The organism is Microbacterium kunmingense, from assembly GCF_023155745.1.
Taxonomy (GTDB): domain Bacteria; phylum Actinomycetota; class Actinomycetes; order Actinomycetales; family Microbacteriaceae; genus Microbacterium; species Microbacterium kunmingense.
Genome location: NZ_JAKNUS010000003.1, coordinates 131538 through 152447, shown reverse-complemented (window position 1 = coordinate 152447; position 20910 = coordinate 131538). Strand labels below are relative to the sequence as shown.

22 protein-coding genes are annotated in these 20910 nt (G+C 71.1%); 13 read left to right on the top strand and 9 right to left on the bottom strand.

The window, feature by feature from the left end; genetic code table 11:
* Positions 1 to 142: 142 nt before the first annotated feature.
* The 3 genes from MA875_RS05720 to MA875_RS05710 are packed head-to-tail and all read left to right on the top strand — an operon-like array spanning position 143 to position 2752.
* A complete protein-coding gene (locus MA875_RS05720) occupies positions 143 to 1333 on the top strand; it encodes an LLM class flavin-dependent oxidoreductase (protein WP_248241351.1) in 1191 nt (396 codons plus the stop codon).
* Between the two features lies 1 nt (position 1334).
* Positions 1335 to 1979, top strand: a complete 645-nt coding sequence (locus MA875_RS05715; RefSeq protein WP_248240930.1) for a CE1759 family FMN reductase — start codon at positions 1335 to 1337, stop codon at positions 1977 to 1979.
* Positions 1976 to 2752: a fructosamine kinase family protein gene (locus MA875_RS05710; protein WP_248240928.1), complete on the top strand. Its 777-nt coding sequence runs from the start codon at positions 1976 to 1978 to the stop codon at positions 2750 to 2752. Before MA875_RS05715 ends, MA875_RS05710 begins: the two co-directional genes overlap by 4 nt.
* A 9-nt stretch (positions 2753 to 2761) precedes the next feature.
* Here the strand turns inward: MA875_RS05710 and MA875_RS05705 are convergent, their stop codons facing one another.
* Complete coding sequence (locus tag MA875_RS05705) at positions 2762 to 3379, bottom strand: DedA family protein (RefSeq protein ID WP_248240925.1); 618 nt, start codon at positions 3377 to 3379, stop codon at positions 2762 to 2764.
* A gap of 141 nt (positions 3380 to 3520) precedes the next feature.
* Here MA875_RS05705 and MA875_RS05700 point away from each other — a divergent pair, with 141 nt between their 5' ends.
* On the top strand, positions 3521 to 5518 hold the full coding sequence (locus tag MA875_RS05700) for a glycosyltransferase (RefSeq protein ID WP_248240923.1): 1998 nt from the start codon (positions 3521 to 3523) through the stop codon (positions 5516 to 5518).
* Here the strand turns inward: MA875_RS05700 and MA875_RS05695 are convergent, their stop codons facing one another.
* Positions 5519 to 6199 carry a response regulator gene (locus MA875_RS05695; RefSeq protein ID WP_248240921.1) on the bottom strand — a complete coding sequence of 227 codons (681 nt, stop codon included), beginning with the start codon at positions 6197 to 6199 and terminating at the stop codon, positions 5519 to 5521. It abuts the gene before it with no gap.
* On the bottom strand, positions 6196 to 7455 hold the full coding sequence (locus tag MA875_RS05690) for a sensor histidine kinase (RefSeq protein WP_248240919.1): 1260 nt from the start codon (positions 7453 to 7455) through the stop codon (positions 6196 to 6198). Before MA875_RS05690 ends, MA875_RS05695 begins: the two co-directional genes overlap by 4 nt.
* 168 nt (positions 7456 to 7623) lie before the next feature.
* Between MA875_RS05690 and MA875_RS05685 the strand changes: the two genes are divergently transcribed.
* On the top strand, positions 7624 to 9066 hold the full coding sequence (locus tag MA875_RS05685; protein ID WP_248240916.1) for a cation:dicarboxylate symporter family transporter: 1443 nt from the start codon (positions 7624 to 7626) through the stop codon (positions 9064 to 9066).
* Positions 9067 to 9128: 62 nt separating this feature from the next.
* On the opposite strand, the gene MA875_RS05680 is transcribed toward MA875_RS05685, so the two are convergent.
* Positions 9129 to 9323 carry a hypothetical protein gene (locus MA875_RS05680; protein ID WP_248240915.1) on the bottom strand — a complete coding sequence of 65 codons (195 nt, stop codon included), beginning with the start codon at positions 9321 to 9323 and terminating at the stop codon, positions 9129 to 9131.
* A gap of 332 nt (positions 9324 to 9655) precedes the next feature.
* On the opposite strand from MA875_RS05680, the gene MA875_RS05675 reads away from it, so the two are divergent.
* From MA875_RS05675 to MA875_RS05665, 3 genes are all read left to right on the top strand, one after another.
* Positions 9656 to 11917 carry a polyribonucleotide nucleotidyltransferase gene (locus MA875_RS05675; protein WP_248240912.1) on the top strand — a complete coding sequence of 754 codons (2262 nt, stop codon included), beginning with the start codon at positions 9656 to 9658 and terminating at the stop codon, positions 11915 to 11917.
* Positions 11918 to 12114: 197 nt separating this feature from the next.
* A complete protein-coding gene (locus MA875_RS05670) occupies positions 12115 to 13155 on the top strand; it encodes an aldo/keto reductase (RefSeq protein ID WP_248240909.1) in 1041 nt (346 codons plus the stop codon).
* A gap of 112 nt (positions 13156 to 13267) precedes the next feature.
* Entirely contained in the window at positions 13268 to 13870 is a 603-nt protein-coding gene (locus tag MA875_RS05665) for a histidine phosphatase family protein (protein ID WP_179559518.1), read from the top strand.
* On the opposite strand, the gene MA875_RS05660 is transcribed toward MA875_RS05665, so the two are convergent.
* Positions 13858 to 14373: a GNAT family N-acetyltransferase gene (locus MA875_RS05660; RefSeq protein ID WP_248240907.1), complete on the bottom strand. Its 516-nt coding sequence runs from the start codon at positions 14371 to 14373 to the stop codon at positions 13858 to 13860. The two genes, MA875_RS05665 and MA875_RS05660, sit on opposite strands and share 13 nt — an antisense overlap.
* Before the next feature lie 37 nt (positions 14374 to 14410).
* On the opposite strand from MA875_RS05660, the gene dapB reads away from it, so the two are divergent.
* Complete coding sequence (gene dapB / locus MA875_RS05655; RefSeq protein WP_248240904.1) at positions 14411 to 15223, top strand: 4-hydroxy-tetrahydrodipicolinate reductase; 813 nt, start codon at positions 14411 to 14413, stop codon at positions 15221 to 15223.
* Positions 15220 to 15672, top strand: coding sequence for a tetratricopeptide repeat protein (locus MA875_RS05650; RefSeq protein WP_248240903.1), 453 nt, complete (start codon positions 15220 to 15222; stop codon positions 15670 to 15672). Before dapB ends, MA875_RS05650 begins: the two co-directional genes overlap by 4 nt.
* A 36-nt stretch (positions 15673 to 15708) precedes the next feature.
* On the opposite strand, the gene MA875_RS05645 is transcribed toward MA875_RS05650, so the two are convergent.
* The 4 genes from MA875_RS05645 to MA875_RS05630 form a co-directional block, all read right to left on the bottom strand.
* The gene (locus MA875_RS05645; protein WP_248240900.1) at positions 15709 to 16659 is read right to left on the bottom strand and encodes a TIGR01777 family oxidoreductase; all 951 of its coding nucleotides are present in this window, start codon (positions 16657 to 16659) and stop codon (positions 15709 to 15711) included.
* The gene (locus MA875_RS05640; RefSeq protein WP_124292906.1) at positions 16652 to 17077 is read right to left on the bottom strand and encodes an OsmC family peroxiredoxin; all 426 of its coding nucleotides are present in this window, start codon (positions 17075 to 17077) and stop codon (positions 16652 to 16654) included. The genes MA875_RS05645 and MA875_RS05640 overlap by 8 nt, the downstream gene beginning before the upstream one ends.
* Positions 17078 to 17168: 91 nt before the next feature.
* Positions 17169 to 17663: a DUF4395 domain-containing protein gene (locus MA875_RS05635; RefSeq protein WP_248240898.1), complete on the bottom strand. Its 495-nt coding sequence runs from the start codon at positions 17661 to 17663 to the stop codon at positions 17169 to 17171.
* Positions 17656 to 18120: a TlpA family protein disulfide reductase gene (locus tag MA875_RS05630; protein ID WP_248240896.1), complete on the bottom strand. Its 465-nt coding sequence runs from the start codon at positions 18118 to 18120 to the stop codon at positions 17656 to 17658. The genes MA875_RS05635 and MA875_RS05630 overlap by 8 nt, the downstream gene beginning before the upstream one ends.
* A 75-nt stretch (positions 18121 to 18195) precedes the next feature.
* On the opposite strand from MA875_RS05630, the gene thyX reads away from it, so the two are divergent.
* The 3 genes from thyX to dapA all read left to right on the top strand — a co-directional run bounded on the left by thyX (position 18196) and on the right by dapA (position 20878).
* Positions 18196 to 18939 (top strand): FAD-dependent thymidylate synthase, encoded by a 744-nt coding sequence (gene thyX, locus MA875_RS05625; RefSeq protein ID WP_248240894.1) that lies wholly within the window; start codon positions 18196 to 18198, stop codon positions 18937 to 18939.
* 1 nt (position 18940) lies between these two features.
* Positions 18941 to 19702 (top strand): SDR family NAD(P)-dependent oxidoreductase, encoded by a 762-nt coding sequence (locus MA875_RS05620; RefSeq protein WP_248240892.1) that lies wholly within the window; start codon positions 18941 to 18943, stop codon positions 19700 to 19702.
* 198 nt (positions 19703 to 19900) lie between these two features.
* Positions 19901 to 20878: a 4-hydroxy-tetrahydrodipicolinate synthase gene (dapA, locus tag MA875_RS05615; RefSeq protein ID WP_248240890.1), complete on the top strand. Its 978-nt coding sequence runs from the start codon at positions 19901 to 19903 to the stop codon at positions 20876 to 20878.
* The last annotated feature ends 32 nt before the right edge of the window (positions 20879 to 20910 follow it).

Here is a 20910-nt window from a genome sequence, read left to right as displayed (position 1 = left end):
TGGCGCCCGGGGCGTCGGGAATAGCCTGGGGGCGTTCGCGTTGTACGAGATACATTCATTTGCATGTACTCGTCGAAGGGCGGATGCCCCGCGCACGGCGAGAGAGCGGAGACGACACGTGACCACCCCGACCTGGCCGGGAATGCAGTTCGGCATCTTCACGGTGAGCGATATCACCGAGGACCCCACGACCGGGCGCACCCCGAGCGAGTCCGAGCGGATCAAGGCGACCCTCACGATTGCCCGCCATGCCGAGGAGGTGGGCCTGGACGTCTTCGCGCTGGGCGAGCACCACAACCCGCCGTTCTGGTCCTCCTCGCCGACGACGACCCTCGCCTTCATCGCCGCGCAGACCGAGCGTCTGATCCTCTCCACGGCGACGACGCTCATCACGACCAACGACCCCGTGAAGATCGCCGAGGACTACGCGATGCTGCAGCACCTCGCCCAGGGGCGGGTCGATCTGACCCTCGGGCGCGGGAACACCGGTCCGGTCTATCCGTGGTTCGGGAAGGACATCCGCCAGGGTCTGCCGCTCGCGATCGAGAACTACGCGCTCCTGCACCGGCTGTGGCGTGAGGACGTGGTCGATTGGGAGGGTCGGTTCCGCACCCCGCTGCAGGGCTTCACCTCGACGCCGAGACCGCTTCACGGCGTGCCGCCCTTCGTTTGGCACGGTTCCATCCGCACCCCGGAGATCGCCGAGCAGGCGGCGTACTACGGCGACGGATTCTTCGCCAACAACATCTTCTGGCCGAAGGAGCACTACCAGCGACTGATCTCGCTGTACCGCCAGCGCTTCGCGCACTACGGACACGGCACTGCGGAGCAGGCGATCGTTGGCCTGGGCGGCCAGGTGTTCCTCGCCAAGAACTCGCAGGACGCCGTTCGCGAGTTCCGCCCCTACTTCGACAACGCGCCGGTGTACGGTCACGGTCCGAGCCTGGAGGACTTCACTGAGATGACACCGCTGACGGTCGGCTCGCCCCAGCAGATCATCGACCGGTACGCCGGGATGCGCGAGCACTACGGTGACTACCAGCGGCAGCTCTTCCTCATCGACCACGCCGGGTTGCCGTTGAAGACGGTGCTCGAGCAGCTCGACATCCTCGGCGGCGAGGTGGCACCGGCCCTTCGGCGGGAGCTCGCCGTCGGCCGTCCCGCGCACGTCCCCGATGCGCCCACCCATGCCGGCCGGGTCGCCGCAAAGTACGGCGAGGGTCAGGCGCCCGAAGCGGTTCCGCACCCCAACCGCGGCGACAACCTCGCCGGAGGGCCGAGCCCCTACCGTCAGCCCGCCGCTGCCGGAGCATCCTTCCGAAAGGGCGAGTGAGATGACCGCTCGTCGCATCGCCGTCGTCTCGGCGGGACTGTCCAGCCCCTCCTCCACCCGCCTCCTGGCCGACCGCCTCGCCGCGGCGGTCGCGCGGGAACTCGGTTCCCGGGGCGACGAGACGGTCACCGACGTGGTGGAGCTCCGGGATCACGCCCGCGCCATCACCGACAACCTCCTCACCGGCTTCGCCGCGCCGAGCCTGGAGACGGCGATCGACGCGGTGGTGTCGGCCGACGGTCTGATCGTCGTGACACCGATCTTCTCCGCCAGCTATTCGGGCCTGTTCAAGTCCTTCATCGACGTGCTCGACCCCGATGCGCTGATCGGCATGCCGGTTCTCCTCGGAGCCAACGCCGGCACGGCGCGCCACTCGCTCGCGATCGACTACGCCCTGCGTCCCCTCTTCGCCTACCTCCACGCCGCGCCGGTCTCCACCGGGGTGTTCGCGGCGTCCAGCGACTGGGGAGGGGCGGGGGACCAGGTCTCGTCCCTCGCCGAGCGGATCGACCGGGCCGCGGAGGAGTTCGCCGCTGCGGTCGCCGGTCGGCCCGCGGCATCCGCTCCCGATCCCTTCGATCCGGCCAGCTACCTCGGTGAGGGGCGCTCCTTCGACCATCTCCTCGGCGGGCATCCGGGCGAGTGAGTCCCCGGGGCGAGAGCGGGGTCTTCCGCAAGGAGCGTGCCGGGGCTCCCGAGGGATTCTTCGCCGCGGAGGCGGCGGGCCTGTCCTGGCTCGCCGACGCCGGCGGGGCGCGCACCGCGCGCGTCGTGCGCGTGGAGGCGGAGGCCATCGATCTCGAGCACCTTCCCACGGTCGCTCCCGACCCCGCCGCGGCGCGGACCTTCGGTGCGGCACTCGCTGTCACCCACGATGCCGGCGCACCCGCATTCGGCGCTCCGCCGCCCGGCGTCTCCGCGCTCTTCATCGGGGCGAGGGCGCAACCGGCCGCGGCCGAGGAGACGTGGGGGGTGTTCTACGCGCGCGACCGGGTGCTCCCCTTCCTGCCGCCCGCGCTGGCGGCGGGATTCCTCGCACCCGTGGAGGCGGCCGTCGTCCGCGACGCGTGCGAGGCGATCGCCGCCGGGGCGTTCGACGACGGAGACGCGCCGGCACGGCTCCACGGCGACCTCTGGCACGGGAACGTCCTGTGGACGCCCGACGGCGTCGTCCTCATCGATCCCGCAGCCCACGGCGGTCATCGCGAGACCGACCTGGCGATGCTCGACCTCTTCGGGTGCCCGTTCCTCGACGACATCGTCGCCGGCTACGAGGAGCGCCATCCCCTCGCCGCCGGGTGGCGGAGCCGCCTGCCGCTTCACCAGCTCCATCCGCTGGCCGTCCACGCCGCCGGGCACGGCCGCCACTACGGCCGTGCGCTGACGGATGCCGCGCGGCAGACGCTCGCGCTCGCGTGACCCCTTCGCTCAAGAGGCCGGAGGAGTCGCTTCGTCGGCCGGGGGGAAAGTGCGACGGGCGAGCAGCCGATCGATGAGGAGACCCAGGAGCAGGGCTGCCGCGATCGAGACCACGACCGCCACCACCGGCCCCCCGGGAACGACGGCCGCCACGATCGCCCCCACGAGCGCCTGGTACACCGCCCATCCGAGGGCTGCCAGGCCCGCCACGAGAAGGTAGCGCGGCGCCGGCACCCGTGACGCCCCGGCGGTCAGGTTCACCGCCAGACGCGCGAAGGGCACGAAGCGCGCACTGAAGAGGACGACCGCCGTGCGTCGCCGCAGCCGGTCGCCGACGAGCCCGAGGGCGGCGCGGACCCGCCGTCCGCGCATCCACCGCCAGCGCTCCACGCCGATCGTGCGCCCGATGAGGTAGCAGAGGGTGTCGCCGGCGAGGGCGGCGATCGTCGCCACGGCGATGACCGCGAGGAGCGGCGGCGCGCCGTGCGTGACGGCGAGGGCGCCCAGGGCGGTGACGGCGACCTCGCCGGGGACGACGACGAGGAAGGCATCGCCCAGCACGAGGGCCGCCATCACTACGAGCGCCCAGGGGCTGTCCGAGACACCGGCCAGCAGATCGTCGATCACACCTCCGTGGGTACCAGCGGCCGGTGAACGGCGACCGAACGGGGGACGACCGGTGACGGGCGTCGGTGCGGACGGTGAATTCTCGGCGACGGGGTGCGCCGCGGCATCCGTTCGGGCACCGGCGCGCGCGATGGTGGACGCGTGAGAGTCGCGGTCATCGCCGAGTCCTTCCTTCCCCACATGAACGGGGTCACCGGATCTGTGCTGCAGATCCTCCACCACCTGTCCGCGGCCGGGCACGAGACGCTCGTCATCGCCCCGAGCGCCGGGGGAGCCTCCGATGAGATGGTCGTCGCGGGCCTGTGGGGCGCCGATGCGCGGCTGCTGCGCTCGGTGCCGCTGCCGTCCTACCCCGAGGTGCGCGTCGTCTTCGCCCGTGTCGCGCGTCTCGCGGGCATCTTGCGCACCTTCCGGCCCGACGTCGTCCACCTGGCGTCCCCCTTCGTGCTGGGCTGGCAGGGGGTGGTCGCCGCCGAGGCGGTGGGCGTGCCCACCGTCGCGATCTACCAGACCGATGTGGTCGCCTACACCGAGAAGTACGGGATGCCGCGGGCCACCGCCCTCGTCCGCTCCCACGTCACGCGGCTGCACCGGAGGGTCACGCTGACCCTCGCCCCCTCCACCGCCTCGATGACGCAGCTGGCCGAGCTGGGCGTGGACCGGGTGCGCCGATGGGGTCGTGGGGTGGACACCGACCTCTTCCACCCGTCGCGGCGGAGCGAGAGCTGGCGGGCCGAGGTCGCTCCGGGACGCACCATCGTCGGCTACGTCGGTCGCCTCGCCCCCGAGAAGCAGGTGGCCGATCTGCGGGTGCTCCACGATCTCCCGGGAACCTCCGTGGTGATCGTCGGCGACGGACCGTCGCGTGAGGCGCTGCAGAAGTCGCTGCCCGAGGCGGTCTTCACCGGGCACCTGCGCGGTGTCGAGCTCGCGCGGGCGCTGGCGAGCTTCGACGTGTTCGTCCACCCGGGGGAGAGCGAGACGTTCGGTCAGACGATCCAGGAGGCCCTCGCCAGCGGCGTCCCCGTCGTCGCCACGGGCACCGGCGGGCCGGTGGATCTCGTGCGTTCGAGCGTCGACGGCTGGCTCTACCGCCCCGGCGATCTCGACGACCTCCGCACCCGCGTGGCGGACCTCGTCGGCGACGGCGCCAAGCGCGCGGCGTTCGCCGCCGCCGCGGGGGAGGCCGTCCGCACCCGCAGTTGGGAGGCGCTCTGCGCGCAGCTGGTGGATCACTACGACGAGGCGCGAAGGCTCCATCCGATCGATGCCGCCCAGGTCGTCCGCGGCCTCGGACGCCCCGACACCTCCCCTGCGCCGCTCGTCGCCAGCCCGGGATGGCGCCGCTTCGTCGCCCTCGGAGACTCGCTCACCGAGGGGCTGTGCGACGTCTCGCGCATGCCGTCGGGACAGTTCCGGGGGTGGGCCGATCGCCTGGCGGAGCTCCTGGCCCGCTCACGGTCGGCGGGCGCGTCCGAGCCCCTCCAGTACGCCAATCTTGCTGTCCGCAGCCGCCGCGTCCGCGATCTGACGTCGGTGCAGGTGCCCCAGGCGCTGGCGCTGAAACCCGAGCTCGTCTCGATCCTCATCGGCGCGAACGACCTCGTCGGGGGTCGTTCCGACCCCGCGGTCCTCGCCGACGAGGTCGCCGCCGCGGTGCGGCGCCTGCGGGATGCGGGGATCGACGTGCTGCTCGTCACTCCGTTCCTGCCCCGTCGGCCCGGGGCGCGCGTGTTCTCCCGTCGGTTCGCCCGCTACGCCGAGGAGATGCGGCAGGTGGCGGGGGAGACGGGAGCCATGCTCCTCGACCTCGACGCCCACCCCGCGATCGGGGATGTCTCCTTCTGGGCCGACGACAGGGTGCACCTGCGCTCGAGCGGGCACCGGTTCCTCGCCTATCGGGCCGCCGAGACGCTCGGGGTGCCCGACGCCGAAGCCCTCGGCAGACTCGATGCCGCGCTCCACGCCGATGACGACCCACCTGCCGTCGGGAGCTGGCTGCGCCGCGACGCGCTGCCGTGGATCTGGCGGCGCCTGCGGGGGAGGACCGCCGGCGACGGCGTGAGCGCCAAGCACGCCGACTATGTGCTCGTCGGAGGTGGGGGCGCGGCCCCGGCGCGTCTGATCGACTCGCCCTAGTCAGCTGCGCCAGCGGTACTCCGACTCGGGCCGTCCTCGCCCGTGGTAGCGGGGGATCCGGTCGACGCGTCCGGCGTCGACGAGGTGCTCGAGATACCGACGTGCCGACACCCGCGACAGACCCGTCTGCTCGGCGGCCTCCACCGCCGAGAGTGGACCGCCGACACGCACGGCCTGCGCGATCCGGTCGAGGCTCTCCGCCGACAGGCCCTTGGGGAGCGCGGTCGCCGTCGGGGGACGGAGGGCCCCCAGCAGCGCGTCGATCTCCTCCTGGGTCGCCGGTCCCGCGGCATCCGATGCCCTGCGCCGGAAGTCGACGTACTGCCGGAGCCGGTCGGAGAACGTCGCGAACGTGAACGGCTTCACGAGATACTGCGTCACACCCAGGGCCACCATCTGCCGCACGACGTCGGCGTCGCGGACGCCGGTGACCGCGATCACATCGACCGCGTCGCCGCGCGCTCGGATGTGCCGCAGGACGTCGACCCCGGTGCCGTCGGGCATCGTGACGTCCAGGAGCACGAGGTCGATCGCGCCCGGGGCGGCCTCGAGGATCGCGCCCACCGCCGATCTGGCGTCGTGGCACTCCCCGACGACCTCGAATCCGTCGATCCGCTCCAGGTGACGACGATGCACCTCGATGGTGAGGGGGTCATCGTCCACCAGCAGCACGCCGATCATCGCGTGCGTCCCGGCAGGACGACCTCGAACGTGGTCGGATGGTCGGTGATCCGGATGCTGCCACCCGCGCCGTCGACGATGGCGCGTACCAGGGCGAGGCCCACTCCCCGGCCCTCGGCGCCGGCGGGCTTGGTGGAGAAGCCGTGGGCGAAGATCCGCTCGCGATCGGCGGGATCGATCCCGGTGCCGCTGTCGGCGACGCGGATGCGCAGCGCTCCGTCGGGAACCGGGTCGAATTCCACCCGCACCCAGCGAGGTGCCGGCCCGGTGGCCGCGGCGTCGACGGCGTTGTCGATGAGGTTTCCCACCACCGAGACGGCGTCGATCGGGGTCAGGGTGGTGCGCGGTGCGTCGGGGGAGATCCGGGCGTCCCAGGCCACGGTGCGCTCGCGAGCCTGGGCGGCCTTGCCCAGCAGCAGGGCACCGACGGTGGGGTCGCCGTCCCGGCGGGCGGCGACCTGGTCGACGAGCGACTGGCTCTGGCGCGAGGTCTCGGTGAGGATCTCCACAGCCTCCTCGGTGCGGCCGAGTTCGAGCAGCGACACGGCGGTGTGCATCCGATTCCCGTGCTCGTGGGTCTGGGCGCGCAGCGCTTCGCCGAGGGTGCGCACCGACTCGTATGAGGCCACCGCGTCGCGGATCGTGCCCGCGGGGAGGTCGCCGGCCATGCGGCGCAGCTGTCGCCGGGCGACGACGGCGCCCATGAGGCCGGCCGCCAGCAGCAGCAGGGCGATGCCGAGCACGAACGGCAGGCGGGCGAGCATCTCAGCCCAGATGCTTCCGAGCGTGACCCCCACGGACACCCACCCCACGAGGCGCCCCTCGGAGCTGATCGGCGAGATCGTCCGCACCGAGGGTCCGAGGGTGCCCACGAACTCCTCGGTCAGAGTCGCGGGCTCCGCCGGGACGGTGCCGAGGTAGGCCCGGCCGATCTCCGCCGGATCGGGGTGCGTGAGGCGGGTTCCCTCCGGCGTCATGATCACGACGAAGTCCAGATCCGACTCCCGCATGATCCGCTCCGCGATCGGCTGGAGCACAGCGCTGGCATCGGGCTCCTCGACGGCAGCCTCGACCTCGGGGAGGGCGGCGAGCGCCGCCGCCACGGTGCGGGTCACCTCTTCGGCCTCGGATCTCTCCGAGCCCTGCGCGTCAAGCACCAGGACCCCGACGAGGATCACGACGATCGCCACGACGGATGCCGCGACCGCCGCGAAGACGCGCGATGCCGCGCTCGCCGGGGCTGGCCGTCGTGCCATGGCACTCCTCATCGATCGCCGTGTGCCTGCCATCCTGCCGTCGATCGTGACGCACGCGCGGCGACCAATACGACCACAAATCGACCCTCGGCCCCCGTCGGAGCACTCTGACTCAGGACGCGGACGTTCCGCGCCGATGAGGACAACGACCGTTCCCTGGAGGCGATGATGGCTCTCTCACCACGCACGACCACTTTCACTCTTCCCCGGTTCTCGGCCCGGCGGGGCAAGCAGGCCTGGGACAAGCACACGTGGCTGTACGTCTCCGTCATCGCCGCCGTCGTGCTGGGGGCGATCGTCGGGCTCGTCTGGCCGGAGTTCGGCATGGCGCTCAAGCCGCTCGGCGCGGCATTCGTGTCGCTCATCAAGATGATGATCGCCCCCATCATCTTCTGCACGATCGTGGTGGGTGTCGGCTCGATCGCCAAGGCCGCGACGGTCGGCAAGATCGGCGGGCTGGCGCTGGTGTACTTCATGGTGATGTCCACCCTCGCCCTCGCGATCGGCCTCGTGGTCGGCAACCTCATCCACCCCGGTACGGGACTGGACATGGCGGGAGCCAGCTACGAGTCCACCGCCGAGGCGAAGACGACCGAGGAGTTCATCCTCGGCATCATCCCGACGACCTTCTTCTCGGCCTTCACCGGTGAGAACGTGCTCCAGGTGCTGTTCATCGCCCTGCTCGTCGGCTTCGCCCTGCAGCAGATGGGCGAGAAGGCGGCGCCCATCATGAACGCGGTGAAGAACCTCCAGGCGCTGGTGTTCCGCATTCTCGGCATGATCCTGTGGCTCGCTCCGCTCGGCGCCTTCGGCGCGATCGCCGCGGTCGTGGGAGCCACCGGAGTGCGGGCCATCATCGCCCTGGGCACGCTGATGATCGCCTTCTACATCACCTGCGCGATCTTCATCATCGTCATCCTCGGAACGCTGCTGTGGGCGGTGACCCGGGTCAATCTGTTCAGCCTCATGAAGTACCTGGGCCGCGAATACCTGCTGATCGTCGGCACGTCCTCCTCGGAGTCGGCGCTGCCGCGACTGATCGCCAAGATGGAGCACCTCGGGGTCTCCAAGCCCGTCGTCGGCATCACCGTGCCCACCGGCTACTCCTTCAACCTCGACGGCACCGCGATCTACCTGACGATGGCCTCGCTGTTCATCGCGACGGGCATGGGCGCCCCGATGTCCATCGGAGAGCAGATCGGCCTCCTGGTCTTCATGATCATCGCGTCCAAGGGCGCCGCGGGGGTGACCGGTGCGGGGCTCGCGACACTCGCCGCAGGACTCCAGGCGTACCGTCCCGACCTCGTCAACGGCGTCGGCGTCATCGTGGGCATCGACCGCTTCATGTCCGAAGGCCGCGCGGTGACGAACTTCACCGGCAACGCCGTGGCCACCCTGCTGATCGGGGCGTGGACCAAGGAGTTCGACGCCTCCCGCGCGCGCCGGGTGCTCGCGGGCGAGGTGCCCTTCGACGAGGCCACCCTCGCCGGGCACGATCACGACGGACTCTCCGACGCCCCCGACGCGGTCGGCGTGGCGGAACTGGAGGACGCCGCCATCGATCACGCAGCCGCCCGGGAGAACGAGCGCCGCGCCCTCGTCGGCCGCTGAGCGCCCCGCAACAGTCGACGCCCCACCGCACACCGCGGTGGGGCGTCGCGCGTGTCGGATGATCAGGGCTCGAGGTGACCGGTTTCGATCGCGGCCTCGCGCTCCTCGGATGTGACCTCGTCCACATCGTCCTCGACGCGCTCGAGCGGATCTATCGTCGGGGGCGGAAGCTCGAGATCGGCGTCGTCGTCGACGGGGACGGGACGCTCGTCGTCGGAACGGATCTCGCGGAAGTCGCCGGTGCCCTCACTCGTCATGCCCGCATCGTAGGCACCATCCGTCGGGAGCGCCAGGGGTGCTCGCAGCCCGACGCTGATAGGATCGGGAGGGTCGCCCGCGGGTGACCGCTCAATTCCATACGAGCACCGTGCTGCACAGCACACCGGAGCAGGCCGGCAGGAAGCTGGTCCCCTGAGGTGGAATCCCCGTCGCTCGATGACGATCATCGCGCCGGGTGCTCTTCTTCTGGTGACCAGCGCTGGCGAGTATCGCGGCCATGCCGCGCGCTGAGATCTGCCTGTTCCTGCTCCTTCGCACATCCTCGCGCCCGATAGGCGTGCGCGAGCATAAACAAAGAAGGAGAGACCTCTTGGAAGGTCCTGAAATCACCGCCGCTGAAGCCGTTCTCGACAACGGCCGCTTCGGCACCCGCACCGTCCGCTTCGAGACCGGTCGACTCGCGCAGCAGGCGCAGGGCGCGGTCGCCGCGTACCTCGACGAGGAGACGATGCTCCTCTCGGCCACCAGCGCCGGAAAGCACCCCCGGGAAGGGTTCGACTTCTTCCCGCTGACCGTCGACGTCGAAGAGCGTTCCTACGCCGCCGGCAAGATCCCCGGCTCGTTCTTCCGCCGCGAGGGTCGTCCCTCCACCGAGGCGATCCTCGTGTGCCGCCTCATCGACCGCCCGCTGCGCCCCTCCTTCGTCGAGGGCCTGCGCAACGAGGTGCAGATCGTCGTCACGGTGCTCTCCATCGCACCCGGCGAGTTCTACGACGCCCTCGCGATCAACGCCGCCTCGGCATCGACGCAGATCTCCGGGCTGCCCTTCTCGGGTCCGATCGCCGGTGTGCGTCTCGCGCTCGTCCCCGGTCAGGGCGAGCACCCCGACCAGTGGGTGGCGTTCCCGAACACCAGCGTCCTGGAGCAGGCCGTCTTCGACCTCGTCGTCGCCGGTCGCGTGCTCGATGACGGCGACGTCGCGATCATGATGGTCGAGGCCGAGGCCACCGAGCACTCCTGGAACCTCATCCAGGGCGGCGCCACCAAGCCGAGCGAGGAGATCGTCGCGCAGGGCCTGGAGGCCGCCAAGCCCTTCATCAAGGAGCTCGTGGCCGCACAGACCGCGCTGGCGAGCACGGCGGCCAAGGAGATCCAGTCCTACCCGGTGTTCCTGCCCTACTCGCAGGAGACCTACGACTTCGTCGCCGCGCGCGCCTACGACGAGCTCAAGGGCATCTACCAGGTCGCCGACAAGCAGGAGCGCCAGAGCGCCGACGACGCTCTCAAGGAGCGCGTCCGCGGTGAGCTCATCGCCGCGGTCGAGGCGGGCGAGCTGCCGGCCGTCGCCACGATCGAGTTCTCGGCCGCCTACAAGTCGGTCACGAAGCTCATCGTGCGCAGTCGCATCCTCACCGACGGTGTCCGCATCGACGGACGGGGCCTCGCCGACATCCGGCCGCTGGACGCCGAGGTGCAGGTCATCCCGCGCGTGCACGGTTCGGCGGTGTTCCAGCGTGGTGAGACCCAGATCCTGGGTGTCACGACGCTGAACATGCTGAAGATGGAGCAGCAGATCGACTCGCTGTCGCCTGTCACGCACAAGCGGTACATGCACCACTACAACTTCCCGCCCTACTCGACCGGTGAGACCGGTCGCGTCGGATCGCCCAAGCGTCGCGAGATCGGGCACGGCTTCCTCGCCGAGCGCGCGCTCGTTCCGGTGCTGCCGGCGCGCGAGGAGTTCCCCTACGCCATCCGCCAGGTCTCCGAGGCGCTGAGCTCGAACGGCTCGACCTCGATGGGCTCGGTGTGCGCGTCGACCCTGTCGCTCCTGAACGCCGGCGTGCCGCTGCGCGCGCCCGTCGCGGGCATCGCGATGGGTCTCGTCTCCGACGTCGTCGACGGTCAGACCCGCTACGCGGCGCTGACCGACATCCTCGGCGCCGAAGACGCGCTGGGCGACATGGACTTCAAGGTCGCCGGCACCCGTGAATTCGTCACCGCGATCCAGCTGGACACCAAGCTCGACGGCATCCCGTCGTCGGTGCTGTCGGCTGCGCTGCAGCAGGCGCGCGACGCGCGACTGACGATCCTCGACGTGCTGAACCAGGCGATCGACGCGCCCGACGAGATGGCGCCTACGGCGCCGCGCGTGATCAGCGTGCAGATCCCCGTCGACAAGATCGGTGAGCTGATCGGCCCCAAGGGCAAGACGATCAACGCCATCCAGGACGAGACCGGCGCCGACATCTCCATCGAGGAGGACGGCACCGTCTACATCGGCGCCGTCGACGGTCCGTCGGCCGAGGCTGCGCGGGCGCAGGTCAACGCGATCGCGAACCCGACCAACCCCGAGATCGGCGACCAGTTCCTGGGCACCGTGGTGAAGATCGCGACCTTCGGCGCGTTCATCTCCCTCCTCCCGGGCAAGGACGGACTGCTGCACGTCAGCGAGGTCCGCAAGCTCGCCGGCGGCAAGCGCGTCGAGAACGTGGAGGACGTCCTGGGCGTCGGCCAGAAGCTCCTGGTGCGCATCACCAAGGTCGATGATCGCGGCAAGCTCTCGCTCGAGCCCGTGCTGGAGGAGACCGAGGCGGCCGCCGAGTCTGCTCCGGTCGCCGCCGACGCCTGAGCGACACGCCCTGACGGATGCCCGTCCCTCCTCGTGAGGGGCGGGCATCCGCGTCATCCGGCCCTTTCGTGACGAAACCGTTATGGGATGTTCTCCGACAGGACACCGCAATGGCGGGCCGAGTCGGAAGGAGCCCCTACCCTCGAAGTACGCGTCGGGGGGCGCGTACCGCGACAGGACGTCGTGAGGGGGTGCGTATGACGAACCGGGGCACCGAGCTGGCCGCGTCGTCCAGACGGCAGCGCCGGAAAGACCTCCCGGCCGCCGCACCCCACCCGTCCGCGCCGATCCCGGTGCAGGGTCCGGGCGTCGGTGCCGGAGTCCGCGTTCCCCTCGGCGATGCCGGCGCGGCGATCTTCCCCGTGATCCTCGGCGCGGCGGAATTCGGGTGGAACGTCGACCTCGAGTCCAGCCACGCCATCCTCGACGCCTACGCCGAACTCGGCGGGAACGCGGTGCACACCGCCGACACCTATTCGAGCGGGCGCAGCGAGCACATCCTCGGACAGTGGGTGCACTCGCGCGGTCTGCGCGACGACGTCGTGCTCATGGTGCGGGTCGGGGGACACCCCGACAACCCCGGCCTCGGACCGGTCGACCTGGTCCGGAGCGTGGAGGCCTCTCTCAGTCGCCTGCGCACCGACCGGATCGATGTGCTGACGCTCGACGCCACCGCCGACAGCCTCACGGCTCTGGAAGACACCCTGGCCACGGCCGAGTGGCTGGTCGAGGCCGGAAAGATCCGCGCTCTCGGCGGGGTCGGCTACACCGCCGCCCAGCTGGTGGAGGCGCGCATCCTCTCCTCGGCGGGGTACCCCCGCATCAGCGTGCTCGACGTCCCGTTCAACATCCTGCGGCGTCACGAGTTCGACGCCGATCTCCGCCTGGTCTCCAGCGCCCAGGGGATGTCGGTGACCGCGTCGCACGCTTTGGAACACGGCTTCCTCGCCGGTCGCTACCGCAGCCGCACCCGTGGGGGGCTCTCCGCCCGCGGCGCGCAGCTGGCGGCCAGTCTGAACCGCCGGGGCACACGGGTGCTGCGCGCGCTGGACGAGGTGGGGGCGGACCTCGGTCTCCCCGACGCCGCGGTGGCCGTGGCGTGGCTGCTGGCGCAGCGCCTCGTCACCGCGCCCATCGTCAACGCCTACGCACCCGAGCACGTCGAGGAACTCGTCCAGGGTGTGGGCGTGCATCTCAGTCGTGCCCAGCTCGCCGAGATCGCGCGCGCCGCGGAGTGACGCGATCGCTCTGCGATGTCGTGACGCGCGGGGCCGATGGGTCGGGACGTGGCCCGCTGACGTAGGCTGGGAGAGCGCCGTCCGGCGCCCGGCCCCGACGAAGTGAGCGAGCGTGACGCACTACCTCTACCTCGTGCGCCACGGCGAGCATCTCGACGCCGAGCACGGCCTCGTCGACGGGCCCCTCTCGCCCCGGGGGCGGCGTCAGGCCGCGCTCCTGGCCGACCGGCTGTCGGGCGTTCCGTTCGATGCGGTCTGGCACTCGCCGCTCGAGCGCGCCGCGCAGACCGCGCGCGCGGTCTCTGAGCGTATGCCCTCGCTCTCGCCCGAACCGTCCGCGCTTCTGTTCGACTGCGTTCCGACCGGGCTGTGCGAGGACACACCCGCCGTGTACGAACCGTTCTTCGGGGGAGTGACGGAGGCCGAGGTCGACGCGGGCAGGGCACAGATGGCCGATGCGGTCAGCGAATTCCTGGCGCGCAAGAGCGGTGAGGTGCACGAGCTCCTCATCACCCACAACGCCGTCATCGCCTGGTTCGTCCGCGAGGTGCTCCAGACCCCCGAATGGCGCTGGATGACGCTGAATCAGGCGCACTGCGGACTGACGGTCCTGGCGCAGAAGCAGGGCAGGCCCTGGACCGTGCTCTCCCACAACGACATGGCGCACCTGCCCTTCGAACTGCGCACCGGCCTGCCCGAGGTCTATCCGGTCTGAGCGGAGGGAGATGCCGATCGCCCGGGCGATCCGGCGTCGAGCGCCTTACCGAGCCACACCGTCGCATTGGGATTGTCGTTGTAGGGCTCGATGGGCGCGTATCCCGCCGCGCGGTAGAGGCGCGCGGCCGGCTCCAGGGTGTGATGGGTGTCGAGGACGACTTCGCGCGCGCCGACCTCCGCTGCGCGTCGTTCGAGGTCGGCCAGCAGCATCCGTCCCCAGCCGCGCCCCCGCGTCTCGGGCGCCATGTAGAGGTGCTTGATCTCGAAGCGCGGGCCGAGCGCGCCGGCGGCGATCTCGCGGACGCCCCCGCAGCCGACGGGAGCGCCCGCGTCGTCGGTGAGCACCACGAACACGCCGCGCGGCGGCTCGAACACCTCGCGCGCCGGAAAGACCGTCGTGTAGGTGTTGCCGGGAAAGGTGTCGGCGCGGGTGCGGAAGTAGTCGGTCAGCAGGGACCGTGCGACCGGGTCGTCGACGAATGTCGCGGTGAGCTCGACCATCCTCCGAGCCTACGACCGGCGCACCTAGGCTTGAGACATGACAACGCGCGTGGCCATCGTGGGACACACCGGCAAGCTCGGCTCCATCATCGAATCGGTCGTCGAGGCGGACCCCGACCTCGAGATCGTCGGACGGCTGACCTCGCGCTCGGACCTCGCCGAGCTCGACGGCGCGGAGCTCGTCGTCGACGCCTCCACCCCGGCGGTCTCGATCGACGTCGTCCGTGCGGCGATCGAGCGCGGCATGAACGTCCTGGTGGGCACGTCGGGGTGGTCGGCGGAGCGGATCGCGCTCATCCGTCCCCTCGTCGATCAGGCGGGCACCGGCGCGGTCTTCATCCCCAATTTCTCGCTCGGGTCGGTCCTCGGCTCGGCCCTGGCCGCCGCCGCAGCGCCCTTCTTCCCCTCGATCGAGATCGTCGAGTCGCACCGGGAGACGAAGGTGGATTCACCCAGCGGCACCGCGGTGCGCACCGCCGAGCTGATCGCCGCCGCCCGCACCGAGGTGGGTCCCGTGGAATCGCCCCACGTCGACCAGCGCGCCCGCGGCCAGCAGGTCGCGAGCGTCCCCATCCACTCCCTGCGTCGGCCCGGGGTGATCGCCCGGCAGGAGGTCATCCTCTCCGGCCCGGGCGAGTCGGTGACCCTCACCCATGACACCGTCGACCCGGCCGCGGCCTACGCCCCGGGCATCCGTCTCGCCCTCCGGGCCGCCCGTGAGGCCAAGGGCGTCCTGGTGGGTCTGGACAGCTTCGTCGACATCGGCATCCGGGTGCCGCGGGCGCACGCGGCGCACGACATCGAGGAGCGCGGCGTGCCGGGTCAGGTCGCGCGCGTCACCGGCGCATGACCACCCGGATCGGCGTCGCCGTGATGGCGGTGCTCCTGGCGCTCTACATCGCGCTGGTCGCCCAGCGCGCCTGGTTGCTGCTGACGAGCGCCGACCCCGCGGGCGTCGCGCTCGGCGTGGGCCTGATCATCCTGCCGGTCATCGCCGCCTGGGCGCTCTGGCGGGAACTCTCGTTCGGCATCGGCGCGGAGAGACTGGGCCGGCGTCTGGACGCCGAGGGAGGCCTGCCGTCCGGATCCGTCACGGTCAGGCCGAGCGGTCGCCCCGTCCGCGAGGATGGCGAGGCGGTCTTCCCGACCTACCGCGACGCGGTGGCGGAGGATCCGACCGACTGGCAGGCGTGGTACCGCCTGGGTCTGGCCTACGACGCCGCCGGGGATCGACGCCGGGCACGTCAGGCGGTGCGGGAGGCCATCCGACGGGAGCGGGACGCCCGCGCGAACGGCTGACGCGCTGGTCTTCTCGCCCTCGTCACCGTGGACGGGTCAGTCCGCCGCGGAGACCGCGGCGTCGATCGCCTGCTCGACCGTCGGATGACGGAAGGTGTACCCGGCCCGCTGCAGGACCTCGGGGACGATGTCCTGGTCGTTGGTGAGGAGGGCCTCGGTGGCATCCTTCCCGAGCAGCAGCTTCAGACCCCACTCCGGCGCGCGGAGGACGAAGGGGCGGTTGAGGCGCCTCGCGAGGGCGAATCCGATGTCGTTGGCGGTCGCCCGCGTCGGGCCGGCGAGGTTGACGGGGCCGTCGATGTCGGCCTCGAGGAGGAAGCGGATGGCCTCGATCTCGTCCGTCAGGGAGATCCACGGCCACACCTGTGTGCCGCGACCGATCGGGCCGCTCAGGCCGAGCTTGGTCAGGGGGATGAGGGGCTTCAGGAACGCCCCGCGATCGACGATGGCCGTGGTGCGCAGCAGCACCAGCCGGGTGTGTTCGCCGGCAGAGCGCGCGGCGCCCTCCCATTCGCCGCAGATGTCCGCGAGGAAGCTCTCGCCGCGGCCCGTGGCCTCGGTGATGCGCTCGCCGGGTCGGCTGCCGTAGTAGCCGGATGCCGAGGCGGAGAGGAACGCCGGTGCGCCCTCGCCGAGCTCGCGCAGGGCACGGGCCAGCGCGCGGGTGGGGGTGACCCGAGACCACAGCAGCGTGCTGCGGTACGACGAGGTCCACGGGAAGCGCGCGATGCTCGCGCCGTTCAGTCCCACCACCGCGTCGGCGCCCTCGAGCACTCCGGGGTCCAGGGCCGCGGGGGAGGTGAGCCACTCGACCTCGTCCGGGCCCGCGGGTGCGCGTCGGACGAGGTGGGTCACGCGCACGCCTTCCGCGCGCAGTCGCTCGGTCAGGGCCCGGCCGATGAGGCCCGAGGCGCCGGAGATGACGACATGGCGCAGGGCGGCGGAGTTCTCTCCGCCGCCCGCGCCGACGTCAGCGGTCTCAGGCAAGCGTGGCCTCGAGGGTGATCTCGATCCCGGCGAGCGCCTGCGAGACGGGGCAGCCGACCTTGGCTTCCTGGGCGATGCGCTCGAAGTCCTCCGCCGACAGGCCCGGCACCACGGCATTGACGTTCAGGTGGCTTCCGGTGATACCGGTGCCGGGCTTGAAGGTCACCGACGCGGTGGTGTCGATCGACTCCGGCGGGGTGCCGTTCTCGCCCAGCGCGTGCGAGAGGGCCATGCTGAAGCACGACGAGTGCGCGGCGGCGATGAGCTCCTCGGGCGTCGTCGTCGACGTCGATCCTTCGCTGCGGGCACGCCAGTTGACGTCGAACGTCCCGGTGTTCGACGACACCAGGGTCACCGCCCCGGATCCGTCGGCGAGTCCGCCCTTCCAGGCGGTGCTGGCTTCGCTCGTGATGGTCATGGGAACCTCCTCGGTCGACGGTCGGGACCCCTGGTCCCGCGGTCAGCCTAACGGCGGCGAGCGGGGTGGGCGACCGGTTGCGTGAGGTTTGTCAGGCGGCGCGTCGGCGACCGATCAGCCCGCCGCGCTGAAGCAGCAGGTACAGCTGGCACCCGAGGCACAGCCCGAAGACGGCATTGAGGAACGCAGCGACGAAGGCCATCGCCGCGGCGACCGGAAGCGCCCACGGTACGCCCGCGATGTGCAGAGCCACGCCCACGCCCGTCACCAGCAGGCCCACGCCCTGCGCGAAGCGCGGCGGCCGCGGATCTTCGAACTCGGTCGCCGGGGCGAGGCGGGGCTGGACGACCCGCCGGTACAGCACGCCCCACGGCGCGGTCCGCGGCGAGACGACGCCCCAGAGGAAAAGGAGGGCGATCACCGCGGTCAGGAGGAAACCCGGGTCGGTGAAGCGGGAGGGTGCGCCGACGGAATCGACGGTGAGGAGGGAGAGCACGACAGCGACCGCGAGCAGCGCGGCCGTGATGCCCGCTGCGAACCGGGGCCCCCGGGCGTCGATGCCGCGGGCGGGGCGTCCCTCAGACATCCGCGGTCACCTCGGTGCGCGCCCGGCCACCGGCATCCTCTCCCAAGCGGGCCAGTTCGAGTTCGATCACCTCGCGACCGGGTACCCCGCCGATCCGGGATTGGATGGCGCCCGTCCGGTCGAGGATCAGCGTGGTCGGGGTCTGCAGCACGTGGAAGTGCTGAGCGATGTCGGGGCGGTGGGTGAGGTCGACGTCCAGGTGCCTAACGCCGTCGTGCTGGTCGGCGACGGCGGCCAGCATGCGGTGCACGTTCGGGCAGCGAGAGCACATCTCGGTGCTGAACTGCAGCAGTGTCGCCTGCTCGCCGAGGCCGTCGGCCCCCAGGCGCCGCGGGTCGACGATCTCGTGGGCGACGTGATGGCGGGGGCGACCTTCCCGGCGGCGCAGGACGAGACCGATGCCGACGGTCAGGACGAGCAGCGCCGTGAGGGTGAGCACCGCGGGAAGAAGATCCACAGCAGACCAGGCTAATCGACCTCGGGACGGTGGGCGTTTCCGCGCCGACATATGACGCGGCGATAGGGTTTCCCCGTGACCGAAGCCGAAGCCAGCCCTGAGATCGAGTTCCGCAGCGACGTGACGGTCGAGCTCGTCCGATCCAGCGCCTCCGACGCCGATGTGCTCTTCGCGGCGCGCGTGTCGACGCAGGGGGAGCAGACCCTGGAGGACGCCGCCGCCGGCACCGAAGCGACCGCGAGAGACCGGGGCCTGATCAACTACCTGATGCGCGATCGTCACGGGTCGCCCTTCGAGCACAATTCGATGACCTTCTACGTCCAGGCGCCGATCTTCGTCTTCCGCGAGTTCATGCGGCATCGCATCGCCTCCTACAACGAGGAATCGGGTCGCTACCGGGAGCTGCGTCCGGTGTTCTACGTCCCGGCCGAGGACCGCAACCTCGTGCAGGTCGGGAAGCCCGGCGCCTACGAGTTCCTCCCCGGCACGCCCGAGCAGCACGCGATCGTCGATGAGGGGGTGCGCCGGGTCGCGGTCGATGCGTTCGAGACCTATCAGCGGATGCTGGCGGCCGGCGTCGCGCGGGAGGTCGCCCGCATCGTGCTTCCCCTGAACATCTACTCCTCGATGTACGTCACGATGAACGCCCGGTCGCTGATGAACTTCCTGTCGCTTCGGACCAAGGCCGAGGGGAGCCACTTCCCCTCCTTCCCGCAGCGCGAGATCGAGATGTGCGCCGAGAAGATGGAGACGTTCTGGGCCGAGCTCATGCCCCTCACCCACGCGGCGTTCACCGCCGGCGGCCGGGTGGCTCCCTGACATGGCGCGGACCGCACTGATCACGGGCGCGAGCTCGGGTCTGGGCGCCGAGTACGCCCGTCAGCTCGCCGCCCGGGGGATGGATCTGGTCCTCGTGGCGCGCGATCCCGCGGCGCTGGAGCACGTGGCCGATCAGGCCCGAGCCTCGGGCGCCGACGTCGAGGTGCTCCCCGCGGATCTGCTCGTCGCCGCCGACCGGGAGCGTGTCGAGGTGCGGGCGGCCGATCCGCGGCATCCGATCGATCTCCTCGTCAACAACGCGGGCTTCGGACTTCCGCTCGCCTTCGAGGAGAACGACCCCGACGACGAGGCGCGCCATCTGGCTCTCCACGTCGAGGTCGCGATGAGGCTCATGCACGCCGTCCTCCCCGGCATGCTCGAGCGCGGGAGCGGGCGCATCGTGAACATCGCCTCGGTCGCCGGATTCGTGCCGCGGGGCACCTACGGTGCGGCGAAGGGGTGGCTGATCAGCTTCAGCCGCTGGGCGAACGTCGCCTACCGCGCGCGCGGAGTCACCGTCACCGCGGTCTGCCCCGGGTTCGTGCACACGAACTTCCACGAGCGGATGGGCCTGCCCCCGGGGAAGGAGGGCGTGCCCGGCCCGCTGTGGCTGCACGCGCCCGACGTCGTGCGGGAGTCGCTGCGCGATGTCGCCCGCGGGCGGGCCGTCTCGGTCCCGTCGCTGCGGTACAAGGCGCTCGTCGCGCTGTCGCGGGTGCTCCCCGACGGACTGGTCGCTGCGGCGGCGTCCCGCGGCCGCTGACCTCGCCGCTTCGCGCTGCAGCCCTCCGCCTGTCACATCTCGCCCGGGCCGGCCGCCGATCGCGCCAGACGAACACACCGGCATCCGGTTCGCCCGACCTGATGTGCGCGACGCCGCCGCGCATCGCGACGGGCGAAGCGCAGCGACCTCGGCGCCGACCGCTGAATCCGCACAGCCGCGGGCGATAGCCTGGGGGGCATGACGCACACGGGCAATCCTTTCGGACAGGTGCTCGTCGCGCTGGTCACGCCGATGACCGCCGACGGCGAGGTCGACTGGCCCGCCGTGGAGAAGCACATCGACTCGTGCATCACCGCCGGAGCCGACGGCATCGTCGTCACCGGAACGACGGGGGAGACCAGCACCCTCACCGACGCCGAGAAGATCCGGCTGGTGGAGGTGGGGAAGGATGTCGCGGCGGGCCGCGCCCGCATCATCACCGGGGGCGGCTCCAACGAGACCGCTCACGCGATCGAGCTGTACAAGGCCAGCGAGCGCGCCGGGGCGGACGGCATCATGATCGTGACGCCCTACTACAACAAGCCGACGCAGGCCGGGATCCTGACGCACTTCCGTCTCGTCGCCGACGCCACCGATCTTCCCGTCATCCTCTACGACATCCCCGGTCGCACCGGCGTGCCGATCCGCTACGAGACCATCCTGCGACTGGCCAAGCACCCGAACATCCTCGCCATCAAGGACGCCAAGGGCGACTTCAGCGAGGTCAGCCGGGTGCTGAACCAGACCGACCTGATGTACTTCTCCGGTGACGATGCCAACGTGCTCCCGCACCTGTCGATCGGCGCGACCGGGCTCATCGGGGTCACGGCGAACATCGCCGCCCAGCCGTACCGCGTGATCGTCGACGCGGTCAACAGCGGTGACCTCGGCGCGGCGACCGCGGCGCACAAGAAACTCGAGCCCCTGGTCCGCGCGGTGATGACCCACGTGCCGGGCACGGTCGCGGCGAAGTACATCCTCCACGGGCTCGGACGCATCGGAAGTCCGCGCGTCCGCCTGCCGCTCGTCGGTCCCGAAGAGTGGGAGGCCGCGCGGATCGAGGACGAGCTGGCTCTCGTCACCGAGGTTCCCGGCGCCGACTTCTCCAACTTCCGACCCGACCGCAACGCCGCCGCCGGCGGCGCCCTGCCGAAGGTGTCGGGTACCACGCGATAACCCCCGCGGCTCTCGACGAGCCCGCGACCGCC

Excerpts from the sequence above, each read along its gene's own strand:
- MA875_RS05720 (WP_248241351.1), top strand. The coding sequence starts at position 143 with ATGCAGTTCGGCATCTTCACGGTGAGCGATATCACCGAGGACCCCACG.
- MA875_RS05715 (WP_248240930.1), top strand. The coding sequence starts at position 1,335 with ATGACCGCTCGTCGCATCGCCGTCGTCTCGGCGGGACTGTCCAGCCCC.
- MA875_RS05695 (WP_248240921.1), bottom strand. The coding sequence starts at position 6,199 with ATGATCGGCGTGCTGCTGGTGGACGATGACCCCCTCACCATCGAGGTG.
- MA875_RS05690 (WP_248240919.1), bottom strand. The coding sequence starts at position 7,455 with ATGGCACGACGGCCAGCCCCGGCGAGCGCGGCATCGCGCGTCTTCGCG.
- MA875_RS05685 (WP_248240916.1), top strand. The coding sequence starts at position 7,624 with ATGGCTCTCTCACCACGCACGACCACTTTCACTCTTCCCCGGTTCTCG.
- MA875_RS05680 (WP_248240915.1), bottom strand. The coding sequence starts at position 9,323 with ATGACGAGTGAGGGCACCGGCGACTTCCGCGAGATCCGTTCCGACGAC.
- MA875_RS05670 (WP_248240909.1), top strand. The coding sequence starts at position 12,115 with ATGACGAACCGGGGCACCGAGCTGGCCGCGTCGTCCAGACGGCAGCGC.
- MA875_RS05660 (WP_248240907.1), bottom strand. The coding sequence starts at position 14,373 with ATGGTCGAGCTCACCGCGACATTCGTCGACGACCCGGTCGCACGGTCC.
- dapB (WP_248240904.1), top strand. The coding sequence starts at position 14,411 with ATGACAACGCGCGTGGCCATCGTGGGACACACCGGCAAGCTCGGCTCC.
- MA875_RS05650 (WP_248240903.1), top strand. The coding sequence starts at position 15,220 with ATGACCACCCGGATCGGCGTCGCCGTGATGGCGGTGCTCCTGGCGCTC.
- MA875_RS05640 (WP_124292906.1), bottom strand. The coding sequence starts at position 17,077 with ATGACCATCACGAGCGAAGCCAGCACCGCCTGGAAGGGCGGACTCGCC.
- MA875_RS05635 (WP_248240898.1), bottom strand. The coding sequence starts at position 17,663 with ATGTCTGAGGGACGCCCCGCCCGCGGCATCGACGCCCGGGGGCCCCGG.
- MA875_RS05620 (WP_248240892.1), top strand. The coding sequence starts at position 18,941 with ATGGCGCGGACCGCACTGATCACGGGCGCGAGCTCGGGTCTGGGCGCC.
- dapA (WP_248240890.1), top strand. The coding sequence starts at position 19,901 with ATGACGCACACGGGCAATCCTTTCGGACAGGTGCTCGTCGCGCTGGTC.